Origin of the sequence: Lwoffella lincolnii, assembly GCF_037201985.1 — a bacterium.
GTDB lineage: Bacteria > Pseudomonadota > Gammaproteobacteria > Pseudomonadales > Moraxellaceae > Psychrobacter > Psychrobacter lincolnii.
Window position 1 is genome coordinate 1,715,162 of record NZ_CP147511.1, and the last position, 20,807, is coordinate 1,735,968.

The window sequence follows — 20,807 nt, forward strand, 5'->3', positions numbered from 1 at the left end:
TAACGGCATATTGTAACATTGAGAATAAGCAATTTGCTGAATGTTTGTATGATTTACATTACCAAGCATTGCTTGGGAGTTTTTTGATTTTTTAAGTTTTTTTGATGCTTATTTTTAATGTTTGTTTTTCATGTTTGTCTTTAATTTTGATTATTCATCTTGTTAAGTAGGCTGGTCATCTGCCATAGCCACTGCTGGGATTGTGCAGATTTTTGTTCGGACGAATCAGACAATTGCACCGCATCAGGCTTGCCCATTCTGTCTTGTAGCTCATTTATCAGATGGTCATCGTTCATCAAACTGGGTAATGGGCTATGGTGAGACAACAGCCAAAGAGCAGATGCAGGTGATGATGTGGGCGATGATGTGAAATGTGACGACACAAGCGACTGCTCAGAACACCACGTGTGCCACAGTCGCCATTGTCGCACCCCCATGCCACCATCTAAAAATACTTGCTGATACACAGGACTAAGCGATGTGCCAGACGATATTTGTGCCAAATTATCTGCCTGCTGTTTGCCACCACTGAGCATGTGGGTTGGGTACTCACTCTGTACCACAATGCCTGTTTCAAATTTAAGTAACAGCGAGCATGTCCAGACACTGGGGTCATCAATTTTGGCAAATCCACTGACTGCTTGTATGGCTGTACTGACGAAACCATTGCTGTTTAGGGTATTGTTGTTTAGGGCATTGTTGTTGGGCATTTGCACTTGACAACTGATTGGTGATGTGGCGGTTGGTTCAAGCTGGGTAAGTTGTCGCAAAAATGCACCATTGCCTGCTTGCCACCAATATTGCACTGGTATGTCATGACTTAGGCGAGCGGTGAGTATGGCAAGTTGCTTATCGGGATTTTGTACGATGATGCCTGTTAGCCGTGTGATGCGTTTGGCGGCCAAATTTTCTTTTAGCCCATTCATCAGTGTGTCATTGGTAACGTGATGTCTTTGTTTATTAGGCCAATCTTTGTTTAATAAAGCATTGTTTGTTGTCTTTTGTAAGTCTTTTAAGGCAATGTCTTTTTGATTAACTTGCGACAATATTAACCAGTTTTGTACATCGTAATTTTGGTTTTTAGGTATGTGTAACAAAGACGCACGCACCCCTTGACGATTCATGTTCTCTCCCAACGCCAATAATGTCAGTATGGCGGGGTCAGATTTTTGTTGTCGGTCATCGGTTTGAATCACGCTCAATGATGTCAATGTTTTAGACGATAAAAACACATTTGGAAACACAGTCAGCATCACGATTGCACTCAATGATAAGCATGTCCAAGCCCTTAATCCATGATGACCTTTAAAAAACACCACCAGCCATAATGCCAGTATCACCAGTACCAAAACACCAAGGCTAACGTCATAATAAAGCCAAGCCGATGACATCGCATCTGACTCACCATCACCGATGTTTGCGCCTGTTATCCATGCCAAACTGTCATGCAAGTGTGTGAGTAAACCAATCACCCCTGCCCAAAGCATGTTTGCCAATGTGGGCGATAGCAGATACAGTAACCCTGCCAACAAATTGCATGGCACAATTACCCAGCCATATAACCCAATGGCAAACATATTCACCAACACACCCCAAAGTGATACCTTGCCAAATATCCACAAACTCAGTGGCAATAAAGTCACAAATATCCAAAGTTGTAACAACACAAATTGCTTCAGTTGCTGAAATGTTTTGGCTTTATTATCGCCATCATTATTATTAGCACTAAAATTATCGCCAGACGTTGATTTTATATTAGCCATGAACGCCTGCTCATAACCAATTAACAGCATGACCGCCATAAAGGACAACCAAAATCCTGCCTGCCATAGCACCAAAGGATTAAACCACACCATCACTGCCGCCACCAGCATCACCACTTGTAGACCACTTATCGGCAACAACAGCCATCTGGCAATCCCCACTGCCAACAACATCCATAATGTGCGAGCAGCTGGCACATCAAAACCTGTAAACAGCGCATACAAGGCCGCCATGCCTACCGTCAACCCCCAACGCCATTGCCAACGTGGCATATGGTCATATGCCCCAACCGCAAACCGTTCAATGCCTGCCATTGCCACACTGGCAAACACAATTGCCAAAAACAACACATGTGTCCCTGATATCGCCAATAAATGTGAAATGCCAGCAAGCTGATATAAGTGTTTGGTTGACTTATTAATCAATGCCCTATCACCAGTCAGTAAGCTTAAAGCAACTGCCTGAGCTTGCTGTTGTGCTGGTGTGCTGGCGTCAAATTGCATAAAGTGCTGACGTAATTGCCACCGAAGTAAAGTTAACCGTCCCATCATCTGTTGCCAAAGGGTGTTAGATGCGACCGCATGTGTTTTAACATGAGGCATCATCTGGTACATCATTTGTGCTTGCTCATGCCACTGATGGTTATTCATCGGTAGCCATTTTGCTTGTGCTTGTATGCCTCTTGTTGTCAGCCAACGACGGCCATTAAATCCCACTTGCTTGGACTGATGATTAGGCAGTGGTTGCAGCAACAATGGCACAATCAGTTCTTGTCCATCTACCAGGGAATCCAAAGGCACTTGTCTAATGGTGGGTTGGCCCGTGGAGGTCTTAGAGGGTTGTGAGACAAACAATGCTTCAATCTGCCCATTTGCCAATGACTGATTCATGGCAGAAATCAGCACTTGCGAACCAACCAAAGTGTTCATGGGAGCATTAAGATGGGCTTCTGTCTTGATGCTGATGTCAGTTGCAGCATCATTGATAATGTCAGTATCAGTGTCAATATCCGCTGGTTGGCTGTGGTCATTGTGATGATAGGGGTTGGCAATAAAAGACACATGAGCAGTCTTGGCCATGCCATCTTGTGAGCTGACCCCAGTTGGCTGGGTAGATGTTGCTTGAGTAGATATTGCTTGAGTAGATGTTGCTTGGGCGGATAAAGGCATGGCATGAACAATGGTGGCTGTTTGAGCATAATGACTTTGATAGCGAGTATCTGCTACCCCATCGCTTAAACCATCAATGCGAATATGAGCAATCACCTGAACCATTTGGGTCAGCTGATTGGCTGTATGAGAGTGATACTGTAACAAGCCATGCAAACTGATACCAATAAACAGCAACATCACGCTGATGACGTTGACCATAGTCACAAGCCCATTGCTGTTCTTATTGCCAACGGTTAAATGTGACGGATTGACTGGCTGTTTGAGTTGCAGCTGCTTAAACTGCCCCTGTCTAAATTGCTGTTTGCGTTGATGCGATTGCCCAAACCGCCATAACTGCCACGCCAAAATCAACAACACATAACAAAACACATACCACATACCAGACATTGCCATCTGAGATAACACGGTATCTTTAAGGTCAATCCATTGACTGCTCAAACTTTCAAGCAATACCAACAACCATACCATCAATAGCAAAGACCATAACCAAATTTTCATCTTTATGAGCCTTTATCATCTTTTATTTGTTATGTGAAGAATATCAATCAGTTGCCACAGATGACTGATGAACTTGCCAATTCATGGGTTTGTGGTTATGCTAGCACCAGTCATCAGTTATTGGCGTTTTATCCCATTTTTTATCCTTTTGTTGTGTTTTATTTTTTGTTTTTGATTCGTTGGTGTTTTAGCAACGTTTCATGACCGAGTAATCCATTGTGCCAACCAAAAAACTAAAAAACTGGTTACCAACCCCAGAACAAATCATGCAAACCAAGGGATTACAGCCCTTTGCCCATTATTTATCTGATCCAAGGCTATGGCATTTTAACCGTCGTTGTCTCAATAAAGCGGTATATGTCGGGGTCATGAGTGCGTTTTTTCCACTGCCAGGGCAAACATTGGTGGCATTGATATTCTCCTTATACTTTCGTGCCAACGTGCCATTTGCGGTTGCCTTAACATGGATTACCAACCCCATCACCACCATTCCTGTCTTCTATGCCAGCTATTATGTGGGGGCAAAAATATTGGGTAAGCAGATTATCGGTTTTCGTCAAATCGGGCATATGCTGTCAGATTTGAGTTTATGGATATTTGCTGATGGGGTCAATCCGTTTATAACCTATCAGCACGTCTTTTCACTGTCAGCATTTTGTTTGGGGCTTTTGATATTGGCAGTCATCACAAGCGTGGTGTGTGGATTGACCTTTCGCTTTTTTTGGCAATATAAAATCATTCGCACATGGCAAAAACGCCATGGTCATCGCCCTGCACATTTACTAGATAAACACAAATACTAAATAAGCATAAACCCTAAATAAACACAGATAAAACATGGTTACTAACTATCAGTTTTTAAGCCATGGTTTTTAGACCACGGTCTTTGTCTTTAGCTGTTGTCCCATTGTCCATTTTTTAAAGTCAACTGTCGGTCTGCCTGTGATGCTAATTGACGGTCATGGGTTACCATTAAAAGCGACGTTTGCAAAGTCTGTTGTAACTCAGCCAATAATGCAAACACACTGTGGGCATTGTCATAGTCCAAATTACCCGTAGGCTCGTCCGCCAGTATTAAAGCAGGCTTAGTTACCAAGGCACGAGCAATCGCCACCCGTTGTCGTTCACCGCCAGACAGCTCACCTGGTCGATGCTCAAGGCGATGACCCAGCCCCACTTTTTTTAAAATGGCGACCGCCTGCTCTTTGGCATCGCCAAGACTGATTTTAGGACGCATCAGCAAGGGCATGGCAACATTTTCGATGGCATCAAACTCTGCAAGCAAATGATGAAACTGATAAATAAAGCCCAAATGCTGGTTACGCATATGCCCCCGTTGGGTCTCATTCATCTGATTAAGGCATTGCCCTTGTAACCATACTTCACCTGTGGTTGGGGTATCTAAACCGCCTAATAGATGCAGTAAAGTGCTTTTGCCAGAGCCACTTGTGCCAACAATGGCGACCTTTTCACCTGCATGAATGGTTAAGCTTAGCTCACTTAACACGTGAGTTTTGACTGCCCCTTCATCATAGGTTTTGCTGATATTTTTGGCGACTAAAATGGCATTATTTGGGGTGTTTTGTGTCTCGTTCATGGTGATGTCTGTTTGGCTATTTCAATGGGTGTTAAAATTTCAATGGGTGTTTTTCAATAACTGTTAAAACTTCAATAACTGTTAAAGCCTCAATCAATCATGGTTAAAACTGCAATGACTGTTAGAATTCACTTTAAGCAACTCGCTTTAAGGATTGTGATTAACCATTATTCATAACGCAAAGTCTGGGCAGGTTGGATTTTGGCAGCACGTTTGGCAGGATAAATGGTCATTAAAAAACACAACAAAAATGACGAACCTGTAATCACCAGCACATCGCTGACCTTAACATAGGACGGCAAATAATTAACAGGATATACGTCAAACAAATGCAAATTAAATGCTTGATTGACATAACCCAACACATCGCTGATGGATAACGCAAACACCACCCCAATCACCGTACCAAGTGCCGTACCAATGACCCCAATAATCATGCCTTGTACCATAAACACCTGTGTGATGAGTTTGGGTGTTGCCCCAAAAGTTTTTAAAATCGCAATGTCTGACTTTTTATCGGTAACCATCATCACAAGGCTTGAGACAATATTAAAAGCAGCAACAATCACAATCAAGAATAACAACAAACCAATCATGGCTTTTTCCATCTGAATGGCACTAAACAGATTGCCATGAGTTTGTGTCCAATCGCTTGGAATCAGCCGTTCTGGATCAAGTTGTACCGCTTGCTGTGCCACTCGTGGGGCAGAAAAGATGTCATTAAGACGCATGCGAATGCCTTGAGCCCCATCTGGCAGACGCAACAACTTAGCAGCATCATTCATGGGAATGTATGCCACCATGGTATTGACCTCTTTACTGATGTCATAAGTACCGACCAAGGTAAACCGCTTAAATCTAGGAATCACGCCAGCAGGTGATGGCGATGCTTCTGGTAACACCAAAGTGATTTTATCACCCATATTCAAGCCCAATGACCAAGCCAAATCTTCCCCCAGCACAATGCCAAATTCGCCTGCTTGCAGATTATCAATACTGCCTTGGGTCATATGCTCGCCGATGATGGAGACCTTTTTTTCGTATTCTGGGACGACTCCTGTTACCACCACCCCAGCCACTTGACCGTTGGCAGTTAGCATGCCTTGCAAGTTAATAAAGGGAGCAACATCGCTGATTTTGCTGTCTTGGTGTTTGATGTTCTCTGCCAAAGATTGCCAATCTGGCAGGATTTGCATTGACTGTACGGTCGCTTGTGGCACCATGCCCAAAATACGACTTTTAATCTCTCTATCAAAGCCATTCATCACTGACAGCACCGTAATCAGTACCGCCACGCCCAAGGTCAGCCCAATCACCGAAATCAGTGAAATAAAAGAAATAAAACGGTTACTGCGTTCTGCTCGTGTGTAACGCAAACCAATAAACAATGCCAAAGGTCGAAACATGCCGACAAACCTATTCTGTCATAAAAATCATGATTAAAAGAGGGTTAGTTTGACACAAATACCCCCTTTAATGCCAATTAATTCTGTGATTAGCCAGTGTTTGACGACAATTTTTATGAAAAAAAGCAAATTTTATGAAAAAAAAACAAAAAATCTGGCATCTCACCCACAACTGACTTTAAATGTCATGATTTATCCGCTTAATGCTTGCGTCTGATGGTAAATGGTGTATGCTAACTCTGCTAATTCACAACACATAAACAACATTTTCACAAACAACTGCAAACAACAAGCGAAGCCAAACACCATGACCATGCGTTATCAACATCAAAGCAATCATCAAGATAAAAGCAATCACAGTCATCAACCCCCAAAAAAAATCCCCATCAACAGCGAACAATACGCAGGACACGCCCAACATTGGGGCATTTTAACTGATGCAGTCGACCGCTCATTAAGCGATTCATCAGTCAATTTACCAAACAACACGCCAGCCACCCATGCCCAAACGTCTAAAACCAAAGACCAAAAAAACATCTCTGCCCAAGTCTCTGACTGGCTACAAGCCATGATTGACACCGCCACCTTACCACTGGGGTTAAACACACAATCCCCCAACCCAAAAACAAGCCCATATCTGTTAATCAGTGGCAACCAACCTGTGCATGTCAATCAAATATTAAAATTAAACAACGGCAAACCCACTGACTTAGTTAACGCCTTTCCTTGTGTCAACAGCCCATACGGTCTGCAATGCCACATCGAACACATCATCATCAACGACAGCCAGCTAGATGCGATATTGTGTCTGCGTGCTGATGACACCATCATTTATGCCCATGACCAACTGCATGCCATCAATGCCGACTTATATCGAGAAGACACCAGCTATTTTGTCAACCTAAGTGCATGGGCTTACCACATCACCGTAAGCAAGCAAGATGAAGTCATCATCGTTGATGACCCCAAAGCCATTCATTATCACCGTGCCTTTAATGACATCGTGGCAAACCATGGCGGACAAACACCTAACAACATAGACGAGTTAATCCGCCAATGGCAACCTGACGATAACACGGACACGCTTGCCCCCATTGAGATTAACTTGGGGCATATGTGTGCGTATTTATTTGGTGATACCTTAGGACAAGAAGATGAAGCTTGGTGTCAAGGACAAGTGCTTGGCAAGCAAGACAGTGCATTTTTTGACATTACGGTAACTTTGTTTGACGTGGTGATATTGCGTGAGCCAGACAGCCAACCTTTTGTGGTGCGTATGGCAACACCAAAAACCGCTAAGACTGATGCCATCGCCGTTCATGACTACATTCAAGCCAACATTTGGCTACAAGCGGCCATCTATGCTGACAATCAATAATCAATAAGGCAACAATCACCCAACCTTATTCAATATCGGTTGATAAGATGACCGCATGGATTAAAAAATGCCAAGCAGATGATGTTAACGTGTGTCCCTAAACGACCCATTCCTCATATATCATGAATTTTATTCATCTTAATATGATTTTAAATCATTTTTATTCATGTAAAAAATCGGTTAAAGTATCCCTACTTGCTTATTTCATTCACTTTTCATTCACTAAACGCTTATCTGCTTAACTAAAAACAACCAAAAGTTTGGGAGACTTTATCATGACCAACATTCACAGCAACACCTTTCAATATTCCATCAAAAGCCATGTGTTTGATGAAAATTACCAACCAGCAACCAGCACCCGTTTGACCACCAACTTTGCCAACCTTGCTCGTGGTGAAAATCGCAAAGAAAACCTACAAAATGCCATCAAAATGATTAACAACCGTTTTAATGATTTGGCACATTGGGACAATCCGACAAATGACCGTTATTCAGTGCTCATTGACATTGTGTCTATTGATGTTGATGTGGCAGGTAAGGGCGAATTTTTCTCAGGATTAGAATGGCTAAAAACATCTGTGGTTGACCACAAAACAGGCAAAACCACCCCTGGCATCATTGGCAACAGCTTTTCATCATTTGTTCGTGATTATGATTTTAGCGTATTGCTTCGTGAATATAACAAGGATAAGGCTGAATTTAGTGTGCCTGAGGGTTATGGCGATTTGCATGGCAAATTGTTCAAATTCATGGTGGCATCCGAAGAGTACAAGACCCAATCCAAAAAACCACCCGTACTGTGCCTAAGCGTGGCGACCACTCGCACCTATCACAGAACCACCAACACGCATCCGATTTTGGGCGTGGAATATGTGCAAAATGATTATTCATTGACCGATGAGTATTTTGCCAAGATGGGCTTAAAAGTGCGTTATTTTATGCCCCCAAAATCGGTTGCCCCTTATGCGTTTTATTTTGATGAAAATGCTGATTTGTTGAACGATTACACCAATTTAGAACTCATCAGCACCATCGCCACCATGGAAGCATTCCAAAAAATCTACCGCCCAGAGATTTATAACGCCAATTCTGTGGCAGGTCAGATTTATCAGCCAAGCCTAACCTATCAAGATTATTCATTAACCAAAATTGAATATGACAGAGAAGAACGCACCCAATTGGCAATCAAGCAAGGCAAAATCGCCGAAGAGCAGTTTATCAAACCATATCAAGAGATTTTGGACGCTTGGCTTGCCGAAAAATAAGCGATAAGTATTAATCAATCAGCCGATGAATGTTTATCGGTTGGTTGATTGAAATTTTTGGTATAATGGCAAATTTAGTTTAGGAAAATACAATGAGCAAAATTTTACTTCCCACATCCACCGCAGGCAGTCTGCCAAAACCATCTTGGCTTGCTGAACCTGAAAAACTGTGGTCACCGTGGAAACTGCCCGAAGACCAACTGGCATCAGGCAAGCAAGACGCATTATTGGTGTGCCTACAAGAGCAACAACAAGCAGGACTTGACATCGTCAGCGATGGTGAGCAAACTCGCCAGCATTTTGTTACCACATTCATTGAGCATTTGGATGGCGTGGATTTTAATCAGCGTGAAACCGTCCGCATTCGTAACCGCTATGATGCGTCTGTGCCAAGCGTGGTAGGTGAGGTGTCTCGCCCAAAATCGGTATTTGTGGATGATGCCAAATTTTTACGCGCTCATACTGACAAGCTCATCAAATGGGCATTGCCTGGCCCTATGACGATGATTGATACTTTGTATGATGGTCATTACAAAAGCCGTGAGAAGCTCGCGTGGGAATTTGCCAAAATCCTAAACGAAGAAGCCCGTGAATTAGAGGCGGCAGGCGTGGACATCATTCAATTTGATGAACCAGCATTTAATGTCTTTTTTGATGAAGTGAATGATTGGGGCATTGCCGCCCTAGAACGTGCTGTTGAAGGGCTAAACTGTGAAACAGCGGTGCATATCTGCTATGGCTATGGCATTCAGGCAAATAATGATTGGAAAAAAACCTTGGGTTCAGAATGGCGACAATATGAAACCTTGTTCCCCAATCTACAAAAATCCAACATTGACATCATCTCACTAGAATGTCAAAACTCGCATGTGCCAATGGACTTGATAGAAATCATTCGTGGTAAAAAAGTGATGGTCGGTGCGATTGACGTTGCCACAAGTAACATCGAAACCCCAGAACAAGTGGCAGATACGCTTCGTAAGGCGTTACAGTTTGTGGACGCAGATAAGCTATACCCATCAACCAACTGTGGCATGACACCCTTATCACGCCATGTTGCTAAAGAAAAAATGCGTGCCCTAAGTGCAGGGGCAAGCATTGTTCGTCAAGAATTGACTCCTTCATAAACAGCCAATACACAAACAACGGACAAATCAATGGTTGATGTTATCGACTTTAAAAATGCCATGTCCATGCTAACCAGTGCCGTGAGCGTCGTTACCACAGCAGGCGCATCAGGACAACATGGCTTTACCGCTTCTGCCATTTGCAGTGTTACCGACACACCACCGACACTGTTGGTGTGTATGAACACATTTTCACGGTCATATGAACATTTTGTCGCCAATAAGGTACTGTGCGTCAATGTTTTAACCGCAAATCGCTTATCAAACCATGAAAATTTGTCCAATGTATTTGCATCTGGACTGAACCAACAAGAACGTTTTGAACATGGATCATGGCAAACCTTGGTAACAGGGTCGCCTGTATTAAATGATGCGTTGGTAAGTTTTGACTGTCAGATTGAGCAAATCCAAGAAGTGGGAACACATGGGATTTTTATCTGTCCCATTATGGCGATTGGGCAACATTCACAAACCCAAGAAGGCCAAGGCTTGGTTTACTTTAACCGACGCTATCACCCCGTTGGGCAGATTAAAGCGTTATTGGACAGCTAGATTTATGATGCGGTTGTTATTATTAATAGCATCATTAAAAAACCACCTAATAAATAGGTGGTTTTATCAAATAACACATTAGCCAATAACAAAATGTGCTTATTCGCTGTCTTGTTTTTTGCTACGGCGACCAAACGCACCAAAACGCTTGTTAAAGCTGGCAACACGACCTTCGTTAGAAGCTTTACGCTGAGCACCTGTATAAAAAGGGTGTGAAGCACTTGAAATATCAAGGGCAACATATGGATACTCTTGACCTTCATATTCACGAGTGGTTTTACTTTTGACGGTTGAGCGAGTCAAGAAATACACGTCAGCGTTGGTGTCGTGAAACAACACTTCTTGGTACTCTGGATGGATGTCGTTACGCATGGCAATCTCCAATGACTGAGGCACTAAGGGCATCAGATGCCAGCCGTCGCATCACAAGACCATTCTTGCACACAACACCAGCAATGACTGTCTTAGCCTTCCACAGTGGGATAATAAGGATATAAGGGGCTGTATTTTACTAGATTTATACAGGTTTATCAAGTTTTATTAACTTGCCAAATTGATAAACTCACTAAATGCGTTGAGCAGGCAGATTGTCCTTAATTAACACCACATCTTGCAACAGTTCAATGGCTTGTTCTACGCCATCGCAAACGAGCAGATTCTCCAAATCATGACTACCAATAAAGCCTTCATCAGCACTGTGGCGTAAATGCTTAATAAAATAATCATAGTAGCCGTTGATATTTAAAATAATCATCGGCTTTTGGTGTTGGAACAGCTGTCGCCATGTGGCAATTTCAGTGATTTCTTCCAATGTGCCTAACCCACCTGGTAAGGTGATAAAAGCATCAGCATACTCCGCCATGATGGCTTTGCGAGTGTGCATGGTGTCGGTCAAATGTAATTTGGTTAAGCGGGCATGAGCAATCTCACGCTCCAACATAAAGCTTGGAATGACGCCCACGGCTTCACCCTCATTATCTACCACCGCATCTGCAACCATACCCATTAGGCCAATACTTGCACCACCATACACCAGCCCCAAACCGTTATCCGCCAGTGCCTTGCCAAGCTGTTTTGCCGTGTCTACATATAGGGTGCCATTACCCATGCGTGAGCCACAGTACACTGCCACCAAAGGCATGGACAGACTGCGTTTGTCCACGACTTGACTGATGTTGTGCATGTCTTTACTGGTGATGATGTCTTGAGTTTGATGGCATTTATGATGCTCTGTCATGGAATGTCCTTATGTGTCTGAATGCTGTTGGTTTATGAATGTTTTATTGTTTGATTATTTTAACATTTGATTATCATGATGAGATAAGCGTTTCTCCAGTTTAAAGAATTTAATGTCATGATTTATTTTTTTAATGTTGATATACTGTCTTTATCATCTTTTTGTTATATACATAAAGCATGTGGATAAAAAGAGCATGCCCATAAAGTTTGCTATTAAGCCTACTGGCTTATTTGTTATCCATTAGTTTTTTAACCATTCATTTTTTTACCATCACTTTTTTAAATACCACCATGATTACTTTACGACAATTAGAATTCGCTTTAGCCGTTGCCAAACACCGCCATTTTAAACGGGCGGCAGAAGAATGCAACATTTCTCAGTCCGCTTTAAGCCTTGGCATCGCTGAGTTAGAAAAGCAGTTGGACACACAAATTTTTGAACGCAACAATAAGCAGGTGCTGATTACGCCGATTGGTGAAGATATTTTAAGCCGAGCAAGGCGTGTGTTTAGTGAAGTCAATGATTTGACCACCAGAGCCCACAGTCATCAAACACCGCTTGCTTATCCCATGAGCATCGGGATTATCCCCACCATTGCCCCTTATTTATTGCCAAAAGTGTTGCCCAATCTAAAAAAAACCTATCCAGAATTTCGCATTCATGTGGTCGAAAAACAAACTGAACGTTTGCTGGAACAGGTACGCTATGGTCATGTTGATACCGCCATCATTGCCTTACCATATGAAGTTGATGGCTTGCATACATTTGAGTTTTGGCAAGAAGATTTTTTTGCAGTATTCCCAACCAATGATGCCAATGCCAAACTCGATTGTATCGATGCTAAAAAGCTTACTCAGGTTAATCTTATGCTGTTAGGTGAAGGACATTGTCTGACAGATCAAGTGCTTGATGTGTGTCAGTTTGATAAAGATGAATTTAAGTCCAACTTTGCTGATGCCAGCTTAAATACCTTAATTCAAATGGCGATGGCAGGTATGGGGACAACGCTTGTGCCATATATGGCGTTAGACCAAGTCCAATCTGCCAACCAGGCCATGACTGCTGTGCCATTGGCTGAAACAGGTCCACATCGACGCATTGCCTTTGTTACTCGATTAAACTATGCCAGGGTGAATGATGTTAAGTTATTGGGTCATTTATTTGCCAACGTACTAACAAAATAACCCACCAACAGGATAACTGCCATAACAAAACACCCGCCAAAATAACCACCAGAGCCAAATAATAAATAATCAACACACCCCAAAGGTTGTCTCACTTTTGGGGTGGGTGCGGTTTACCTGACATTTCAACTTACGCCAATTGAGCCACATCAATTTTATCGGCTTTTTTGGTGTAGTCAGTCATGCGGTCAAAATTCATGTAACGATAGACTTCATCACTCATGCTATCAAGTTTGCCTGCATACTCTTGGTACTCTGCATTGGTTGGCAGTTTACCAAGCACAGCAGCAACCGCTGCCAACTCTGCTGATGCCAAATAGACATTTGCCCCTTGACCCAAACGATTAGGGAAGTTACGGGTTGATGTTGATACAGCAGTGGATTTAGGAGCGATGCGAGCTTGGTTACCCATACACAACGAGCACCCTGGCATTTCGGTACGAGCCCCAGCTTGGGCATAGGTATTGTAGTAACCTTCTTCCATCAGCTCACGAGCGTCCATCTTGGTGGGCGGTGCAATCCAAAGGCGAGTTTTTAGGCTGCCTGCTGGTACTTCTTGTAGTAGCTTGCCCGCCGCTCTAAAGTGACCGATGTTGGTCATACACGAACCGATAAACACTTCATCAATGCTATCCCCTGCCACGTCCGCCAAAGTTTTAGCATCATCTGGATCATTTGGACAACAAAGAATGGGTTCTTTGATTTGACTCATGTCAATGGTGATGTCAGCGGCATATTCGGCATCAGCATCGGCACGCATAAGGCTTGGATTGTTCAACCATTCTTGCATGGCTTCGATGCGACGGCTTAATGTGCGAGCATCGCCATAGCCTTCAGAAATCATCCATTTAAGTAAGGTGATGTTGGAATTTAGGTACTCTTTGACTGATGCCTCTGACAACGTAATGGTACAACCTGCAGCACTGCGTTCAGCTGATGCGTCAGACAGTTCAAATGCTTGCTCAACGGTTAGGTCTTCTAAGCCTTCAATTTCTAAGATACGTCCGTTAAAGACATTCTTTTTACCCTTTTTCTCAACTGTTAATAGACCTTCTTTAATGGCTTGTAATGGAATGGCGTGTACCAAATCACGCAAGGTAATGCCATCTTGACGCTCACCAACAAAACGGACACGCACCGACTCTGGCATATCCAATGGCATCACGCCTGTGGCAGCAGCAAATGCAACCAATCCTGACCCAGCTGGAAAAGAGATACCCATCGGAAAGCGAGTGTGTGAATCGCCACCTGTACCCACAGTATCAGGCAATAACATACGGTTGAGCCAAGAGTGGATAATGCCATCACCGGGGCGTAAACTGACCCCACCACGGTTCATGATAAAGTCAGGCAAGGTATGTTGAGTTTCAACGTCCACAGGCTTAGGATAGGCTGCGGTATGGCAGAACGACTGCATGACCAAATCTGCTTGAAAGCCCAAACAGGCTAAGTCTTTAAGCTCATCACGAGTCATCGGACCTGTGGTGTCTTGACTACCCACAGTGGTCATTTTTGGCTCACAGTACATGCCTGGACGCACACCGTCTAATCCGCAAGCCTTACCGACCATTTTTTGAGCCAAGGTATAGCCCTTGCCTGTGTCAGCGGGTTGCTCTGGCATGGCAAACACGTCCGAATGCTCAAGTCCCAGATATTCTCTGGCCCGATTGGTTAAGGCACGACCGACGATAAGCGGAATGCGACCACCAGCACGCACTTCATCAAGCAGTGTCGCTGAGTTTAATTCAAAAGTAGACAACACCTCATCTGAGTCATGCTTGGTGATTTTGCCATCATAGGGATAGATGTCAAACACATCACCCATATTAATGCCATCAACATTGACATCTTCAATGGGCAATGCCCCTGAATCTTCCATGGTATTAAAGAAAATGGGTGCAATTTTACCACCAAGCACCAATCCGCCAGCACGTTTGTTTGGCACATGAGCAATGTCTTCGCCCATCAACCACAGCACCGAGTTGGTGGCAGATTTACGGCTTGAACCAGTACCCACCACATCTCCCACATAAGCAAGTGGATATCCTTTTTGTTTAAGCTCTTCAATCAGCTTCATCGGACCTTTGACACCTTCTTCGTCAGCAGTGATGCCGTCACGAGAGTTTTTGTGCATGGCAAGTGAATGCAAAGGAATGTCAGGACGACTCCACGCATCTTGAGCGGGCGATAGGTCATCTGTGTTGGTCTCGCCTGTCACTTTAAAAGCCGTGTAGGTGGCTTTTTGTGGCACTTTTGGACGGTTGGTAAACCATTCAGCATTTGCCCATGATTCGATGACTTCTTGAGCGGTTTGGTTGCCAGCTTTGGCTTTATCAGTTACATCATTAAAGGCATCAAAGACCAATAAGGTGTTTTTTAATGCCTTAGCGGCATGTTCTGCCAATGCGTTGTCATCTAACGCATTCACCAACGGCTCAATGTTATAACCCCCTTGCATCGTGCCTAAGATTTCAATGGCTTTTTGCTTGCTAATCAAAGGAGATTTGGCTTCATTTTTGATGATTGCTGCCAAAAAAGCAGCTTTGACATAAGCCGCTTCGTCCACACCTGGCGGAATGCGGTTTTCTAACAAATCTAACAAAAACTCTTCTTCACCTGCTGGTGGGTTTTTGAGCAATTCAACCAACTTAGCGGTCTGTTGGTCAGATAAGGGTAGTGGCACAGTGCCTTGATTGGCACGCTCTTGTACATGGTTGCGGTAGTCTTCCAAAAATGCCATAAAATTGTCCTTTTACGAATACATGAAAAAAAGCATCAAAACTGCTTGCCCATAATTTACTTGCCTATAATATAGCTTAAAACGTTGCAAAAGTTAATTAAAACCCAAACATGTCCGCCAATTATTACAGAATATCCATCATTTCTTATAGAAATACCAGCCTTTTAATCCACTATGACACCTTACTCAACATTCAACATTCAACATTCAATATCATCGACCAATGTCATCGACTTTATGATGATGACCATCATACCAAATGACTAAAATGGCGATGGTAACCATTTATCGGACAATCAGCTATCGGACAATCAGCATCGAATAATCCGCCTAAACCCATAAAAAACATACCAACTAAAATTTACAGTAAGATTAAGCCACCATACTTGTACAAAAGTAACAAAAAGACTACCATAAAGCTAACACCATTAACCGTATCTAAGAGCAGTTTATAAAAGGACGTATTATGTTGCCCAACACTGCCACCACGCCCATCTATTACTTGACCTATATCAGCACCATTAAGGTGGCATATTTACTGAAACCTCATACATTCAATGACATACACAATAAAGCCCTTGAATTTAACCGTAAGCACAATATCAGTGGCTTTTTGTGTTATGGATCACGGTGTTTTTTTCAGTATTTAGAAGGTGATAAACACATCGTTCAATCTTTATTTGCTAAAATTAAACAAGATTCTCGCCATCACAACATCAAGCTGATTGGTGAAGGGGATATTGATGCCCGTCGTTGTCAAAGTTGGTGCATGAATGTTATTACCCCAAAGGCATTGGCAAAGCATCATCAAGATGCCAAATCACATTATTATCCATTTACCCCTTATCAATGGTGTGATACTAAAATTAATAATTTCACCGAGTTTTGTATCTCTCAATACCATATTTTTCAAGACGACGTTTTTCAAGACAACGGCAAGGCCAACAAACCCAATCCACACCACGCTGATTTAGGGCAAACTGTGAAAGTTGCTATCGCCACGCATCAGGTATTTATTTTATTACAAGCCATGTTGGTATTGCTGGCAATCGTGGCGTTTGGTTTGATTCATATGTTTTAAGAGCCATTAACCAGTACCGCCCCACAAGCCAAATGATTAAGACCTGTTATTATCCGTGCTGTCTTTACTGTGTTAATACCGTCGATGCTGTTAATGCTGTTAATGCTGTTAATGCTATCCATTCCTTATTATTAACCCCATATTGGCAAGCACATGGGGTTTTTGGTTGGTTTTTGGTTGGTTTTTAATTGATGTCTGACTGCGTGTTCGGGTATGGTGGGTTGTGGCAGGTTATTTAAACGGACTTTTCTGTTATACTGCTCATCACAATTAACAAAACTTTTTGATAAAAGTCTCTTTCATTAAAAGGGATTAGGAAGTGATAGCCAATGAACACCAGCACCACATCAGCCGTACAAACGCACACACCCCAATCTTCACAAACCAGCCAACCAAAAAAAGCCGTCCAAGGTGAAAAATTACGGGGCTATGATAAAGTTGCTCGCATTCCCATTAAAATCATTCCCACCGAAACCGCCCCAAAAAAACCTGACTGGATACGAGTTAAGCTGGCAAAACCAGGGGAAGTTGAAGAGCTTAAAAAGACCATGCGTTCCAAAAAACTGTATACCGTATGTGAAGAAGCTGCTTGCCCAAATTTGCCTGAGTGTTGGAGCGATGGCACGGCAACCTTTATGATTATGGGGGATATTTGTACTCGCCGTTGTCCGTTTTGTGATGTGGCACACGGCAGACCCTATCAGTTAGACAAAAACGAACCACGCAACACCGCTGAGACCATCATGGACATGGGGTTAAAATATGCGGTCATCACCTCAGTAGACAGAGATGATTTATTAGACGGTGGTGCTGGACATTTTGCTGAAGTCATCAGAGAAACCAGAGCATTATCACCAAACTGTCTGATAGAAATTCTCGTGCCTGATTTTCGTGGACGCATGGACGTGGCATTACAAACCCTAGACAAAGATGCACCCGATGTGTTTAACCACAACATCGAAACCATCTCACGGCTGTATAAGGCGTTACGCCCCGGTTCTGATTATCAACATTCGCTGGAATTATTAAAACAATATAAACAACGTCGCCCAGACATTCCCACCAAATGTGGTTTTATGGTGGGGTTGGGTGAAACTGAAGAAGAAGTATATGCCCTACTTGACGACTTAAAAGCTCACGACGTGGACATCATCACCATCGGACAGTACCTGCAACCAAGCAAACAGCATGCTCCCATAGACCGCTATGTGCATCCTGATGAGTTTGAACGCTATATGGCATATGGTAAGAAGATTGGCTTTTTTAGCATTTGGGCAGGGCCTATGATACGCTCAAGTTACTTTGCTGACCGTCAATATTATGGTGAAGATTGCCCCAAACCTGTGCGTAGTCAAAATGTGGTGGCAGCTGAGCAACGAGCCAAAGCTGAGCAGGTACGCCATGCAGCCTGCTAATAAAAGCAGGCAGTATGCCAATGCCAATAATAATGCCAATGCCAATAACAATGCCAATGGCAATGGCAATGGCAATGGCTCAAATCAAAACCAAATCATCACTTCTAATGATGGCATTCACACGTTGCATCATCATTTTTTTGATTGTCAAAGTAAGCCCAAAGCCACCCTATTGATTGTCCACGGTATGAGTGAGCATGGTGGACGCTATGATGCTTTTGCGCAATTTTTGGCAGAACAAGGCATTGCCGTTGCAACCTATGACCAATTAGGACATGGCAAAACCGCCAACTGCCAAGAAGAACTGGGCTATGTTCATAAAACATATCCTGTACAGATGTTGCTAAGAGATGTGGTGCGTATGGCAAATCTATTAAAACAACGCCATCCACAGACACCACATTTTATCATGGGGCATTCTATGGGGTCATTTATTGTACGGCAGGTTCTGTCACAACACAGTTATGACTTTACTGGGGCAATACTCATGGGAACAGCGGATAAAAATCCTTTGATTAAATCGCTAGTCCCACTATTTGCAGGGCTTAACCGCTTAAGTCCTAAGCGTCCTTGTCATTGGGCTGGCAACAGCATGAATAAGGTGTTAAACAGCAAACTGGGCAATGTACAAAGCGCTTCACGCTTTGCTTGGGTGAGTAACAACACCGACAACATCAATGCGTATGAATCTGACCCTTTGTGCGGTTTTAATTTTACCCATAATGGCTTTTTTGCATTATTTAAAATCATGGATTTGGCACTTAACCAAGACTGGCATGCCGACATTGACAGACATTTCCCTTTGCTATTGGTCTCTGGTAAAGATGACCCCGTTGGCAACATGGGTAAAGGCATTGACCGTCTACAACAGCGATTACAAGATAACGGTTTTTGGCAAATCAACAAACGACTGTATCCCAACATGCGTCATGAACCCCTACACGAACAGCAAGCGGACATGGTATTTAACGACATTGCCCATTGGATAACGCATCATGCACTCACCAATCATCATTCATTCACCAACCAATGAACCTGAACATTTGCCAAGTTGCAAAAAATTAACGACAATACACCACGTACGACGTTACTTTTTAACTTCCCTTTTTCATTTACCCTTTAATTTACTTTTTAACTGTTTTTATTGAACCGTTTTTATTCCAATGATTAAAATTAGGACATGTTATGACCCTACAAGCCACCATCGAACAAGCCTTTGAAAACCGTGCTAACCTTAGCCCAGAGACCATGCCCACCGACGTGCGTGAAGCGGTCATCAGCGTACTAAACGACCTAGACAGTGGCAAACTTAGAGTTGCTGAAAAAATAGATGGTCATTGGCAAGTCAATCAATGGGCAAAAAAAGCCGTCCTACTGTCGTTCCGTTTGTATGACAATTATCCCATGCCCAGTTGTGAACATTTGCAGTTTTATGACAAAGTGCCAACCAAATTTGCCAATTGGACAAAAGAGCAGTTCATCGATGCAGGCATACGGGTTGTGCCACCAGCAGTGGCTCGCCAAGGTGCTTACATCGCTGATGGTGTGGTGCTGATGCCTTCTTATGTCAACATCGGTGCATACGTTGACCAAGGGACAATGGTCGATACTTGGGCGACAGTTGGATCATGTGCCCAAATCGGTAAAAATGTGCATCTGTCTGGTGGCGTTGGTATTGGAGGGGTGTTAGAACCATTACAAGCCAGTCCCACCATCATCGAAGATAACTGCTTTATCGGAGCAAGAAGTGAGATTGTTGAAGGGGTCATTGTTGAAGAAGGCTCAGTCATCTCTATGGGCGTGTACATCGGACAATCCACTAAAATCTATGACCGCAAGACAGGTAATATCATCTATGGACGTGTGCCAGCAGGTTCGGTAGTTGTCCCCGGTAGCCTTCCCAGTGAAGACGGCAGTCACAGCCTATATGCCGCCATCATTGTCAAAACAGTGGATGCCCAAACTCGAGCCAAAACCAGCATTAATGAGCTATTAAGAATGGGGTAGAGTATTAAGCCATGATGTTCATAAGTCATGCTTTGACTTCCTCCCCTCCCTATCGTTCGGGGATTCCTGCTCCCAGACGGTCAAGCCCGACCGCAAGCCTAAGATAGTGGCAACCGCCCGTACGACACACCGTACATCTTAGGTTCTTATTTTAAGCTAATCCTACTGTTAGGATTGTCATAGACACGAATTAGCTTAAGTGTGTGTTTGGAAACGTCTTACCAGTTAAGTTACTGCGTACTCGCAATTTAGTCTTAACTTAACTGTGGAATGTAAGACATTGAATATAGTCAGATGAGTATAGCAAAACTTATCACATTTAACAATTGCCTTATATCCACCGCCTGAAGGCGGTGGATATAAGGCAACGGAGGATAAAAT

The 20,807-nt window shown here is 43.1% G+C and carries 17 protein-coding genes; 10 read left to right on the forward strand and 7 right to left on the reverse strand.

All coding sequences use genetic code 11. From position 1 onward, the window contains the following. Positions 1-140: 140 nt before the first annotated feature. Positions 141-3,434, reverse strand: coding sequence for a ComEC/Rec2 family competence protein (locus WDM69_RS07670; RefSeq protein WP_338755258.1), 3,294 nt, complete (start codon positions 3,432-3,434; stop codon positions 141-143). Between the two features lie 218 nt (positions 3,435-3,652). Between WDM69_RS07670 and WDM69_RS07675 the strand changes: the two genes are divergently transcribed. Next, positions 3,653-4,237 carry a DUF2062 domain-containing protein gene (locus WDM69_RS07675; RefSeq protein ID WP_338755259.1) on the forward strand — a complete coding sequence of 195 codons (585 nt, stop codon included), beginning with the start codon at positions 3,653-3,655 and terminating at the stop codon, positions 4,235-4,237. Between the two features lie 89 nt (positions 4,238-4,326). Here WDM69_RS07675 and lolD read toward each other — a convergent pair whose 3' ends face one another. Further along, the gene (gene lolD, locus WDM69_RS07680) at positions 4,327-5,031 is read right to left on the reverse strand and encodes a lipoprotein-releasing ABC transporter ATP-binding protein LolD (RefSeq protein ID WP_078307871.1); all 705 of its coding nucleotides are present in this window, start codon (positions 5,029-5,031) and stop codon (positions 4,327-4,329) included. A gap of 167 nt (positions 5,032-5,198) precedes the next feature. Next, complete coding sequence (locus WDM69_RS07685) at positions 5,199-6,437, reverse strand: lipoprotein-releasing ABC transporter permease subunit (RefSeq protein WP_078307870.1); 1,239 nt, start codon at positions 6,435-6,437, stop codon at positions 5,199-5,201. Positions 6,438-6,744: 307 nt separating this feature from the next. Between WDM69_RS07685 and WDM69_RS07690 the strand changes: the two genes are divergently transcribed. The 4 genes from WDM69_RS07690 (at position 6,745) to WDM69_RS07705 (ending at position 10,759) form a co-directional block, all read left to right on the forward strand. Further along, entirely contained in the window at positions 6,745-7,815 is a 1,071-nt protein-coding gene (locus WDM69_RS07690) for a hypothetical protein (RefSeq protein WP_411350702.1), read from the forward strand. 275 nt (positions 7,816-8,090) lie between these two features. After that, entirely contained in the window at positions 8,091-9,080 is a 990-nt protein-coding gene (locus tag WDM69_RS07695; RefSeq protein ID WP_078307868.1) for a DUF1852 domain-containing protein, read from the forward strand. 92 nt (positions 9,081-9,172) lie between these two features. Then, the gene (locus WDM69_RS07700) at positions 9,173-10,207 is read left to right on the forward strand and encodes a methionine synthase (RefSeq protein WP_338755260.1); all 1,035 of its coding nucleotides are present in this window, start codon (positions 9,173-9,175) and stop codon (positions 10,205-10,207) included. Positions 10,208-10,237: 30 nt separating this feature from the next. Further along, positions 10,238-10,759 (forward strand): flavin reductase, encoded by a 522-nt coding sequence (locus WDM69_RS07705; RefSeq protein ID WP_078307865.1) that lies wholly within the window; start codon positions 10,238-10,240, stop codon positions 10,757-10,759. Positions 10,760-10,858: 99 nt separating this feature from the next. Here WDM69_RS07705 and WDM69_RS07710 read toward each other — a convergent pair whose 3' ends face one another. Both WDM69_RS07710 and WDM69_RS07715 read right to left on the reverse strand, forming a co-directional pair. Beyond that, positions 10,859-11,131 carry a type B 50S ribosomal protein L31 gene (locus WDM69_RS07710; protein WP_078307953.1) on the reverse strand — a complete coding sequence of 91 codons (273 nt, stop codon included), beginning with the start codon at positions 11,129-11,131 and terminating at the stop codon, positions 10,859-10,861. A gap of 193 nt (positions 11,132-11,324) precedes the next feature. Further along, positions 11,325-11,996: a TIGR00730 family Rossman fold protein gene (locus WDM69_RS07715; RefSeq protein WP_411350701.1), complete on the reverse strand. Its 672-nt coding sequence runs from the start codon at positions 11,994-11,996 to the stop codon at positions 11,325-11,327. A 293-nt stretch (positions 11,997-12,289) separates the two neighbouring features. Here WDM69_RS07715 and WDM69_RS07720 point away from each other — a divergent pair, with 293 nt between their 5' ends. Next, on the forward strand, positions 12,290-13,183 hold the full coding sequence (locus tag WDM69_RS07720; RefSeq protein WP_078307949.1) for a hydrogen peroxide-inducible genes activator: 894 nt from the start codon (positions 12,290-12,292) through the stop codon (positions 13,181-13,183). 130 nt (positions 13,184-13,313) lie between these two features. On the opposite strand, the gene acnB is transcribed toward WDM69_RS07720, so the two are convergent. After that, a complete protein-coding gene (acnB, locus tag WDM69_RS07725; protein ID WP_078307863.1) occupies positions 13,314-15,923 on the reverse strand; it encodes a bifunctional aconitate hydratase 2/2-methylisocitrate dehydratase in 2,610 nt (869 codons plus the stop codon). A 466-nt stretch (positions 15,924-16,389) separates the two neighbouring features. Between acnB and WDM69_RS07730 the strand changes: the two genes are divergently transcribed. After that, positions 16,390-17,004, forward strand: a complete 615-nt coding sequence (locus WDM69_RS07730) for a BLUF domain-containing protein (RefSeq protein ID WP_338755261.1) — start codon at positions 16,390-16,392, stop codon at positions 17,002-17,004. Here WDM69_RS07730 and WDM69_RS07735 read toward each other — a convergent pair. Continuing rightward, complete coding sequence (locus tag WDM69_RS07735) at positions 17,001-17,126, reverse strand: hypothetical protein (RefSeq protein ID WP_276206633.1); 126 nt, start codon at positions 17,124-17,126, stop codon at positions 17,001-17,003. The genes WDM69_RS07730 and WDM69_RS07735 overlap by 4 nt on opposite strands. 207 nt (positions 17,127-17,333) lie before the next feature. On the opposite strand from WDM69_RS07735, the gene lipA reads away from it, so the two are divergent. The 3 genes from lipA (at position 17,334) to dapD (ending at position 20,426) form a co-directional block, all read left to right on the forward strand. After that, positions 17,334-18,419, forward strand: a complete 1,086-nt coding sequence (lipA, locus tag WDM69_RS07740; RefSeq protein ID WP_078307860.1) for a lipoyl synthase — start codon at positions 17,334-17,336, stop codon at positions 18,417-18,419. Continuing rightward, positions 18,406-19,452, forward strand: a complete 1,047-nt coding sequence (locus WDM69_RS07745; RefSeq protein WP_078307859.1) for an alpha/beta fold hydrolase — start codon at positions 18,406-18,408, stop codon at positions 19,450-19,452. The genes lipA and WDM69_RS07745 overlap by 14 nt, the downstream gene beginning before the upstream one ends. A 152-nt stretch (positions 19,453-19,604) precedes the next feature. Then, positions 19,605-20,426, forward strand: coding sequence for a 2,3,4,5-tetrahydropyridine-2,6-dicarboxylate N-succinyltransferase (dapD, locus tag WDM69_RS07750; RefSeq protein ID WP_078307857.1), 822 nt, complete (start codon positions 19,605-19,607; stop codon positions 20,424-20,426). Positions 20,427-20,807 lie beyond the last annotated feature (381 nt).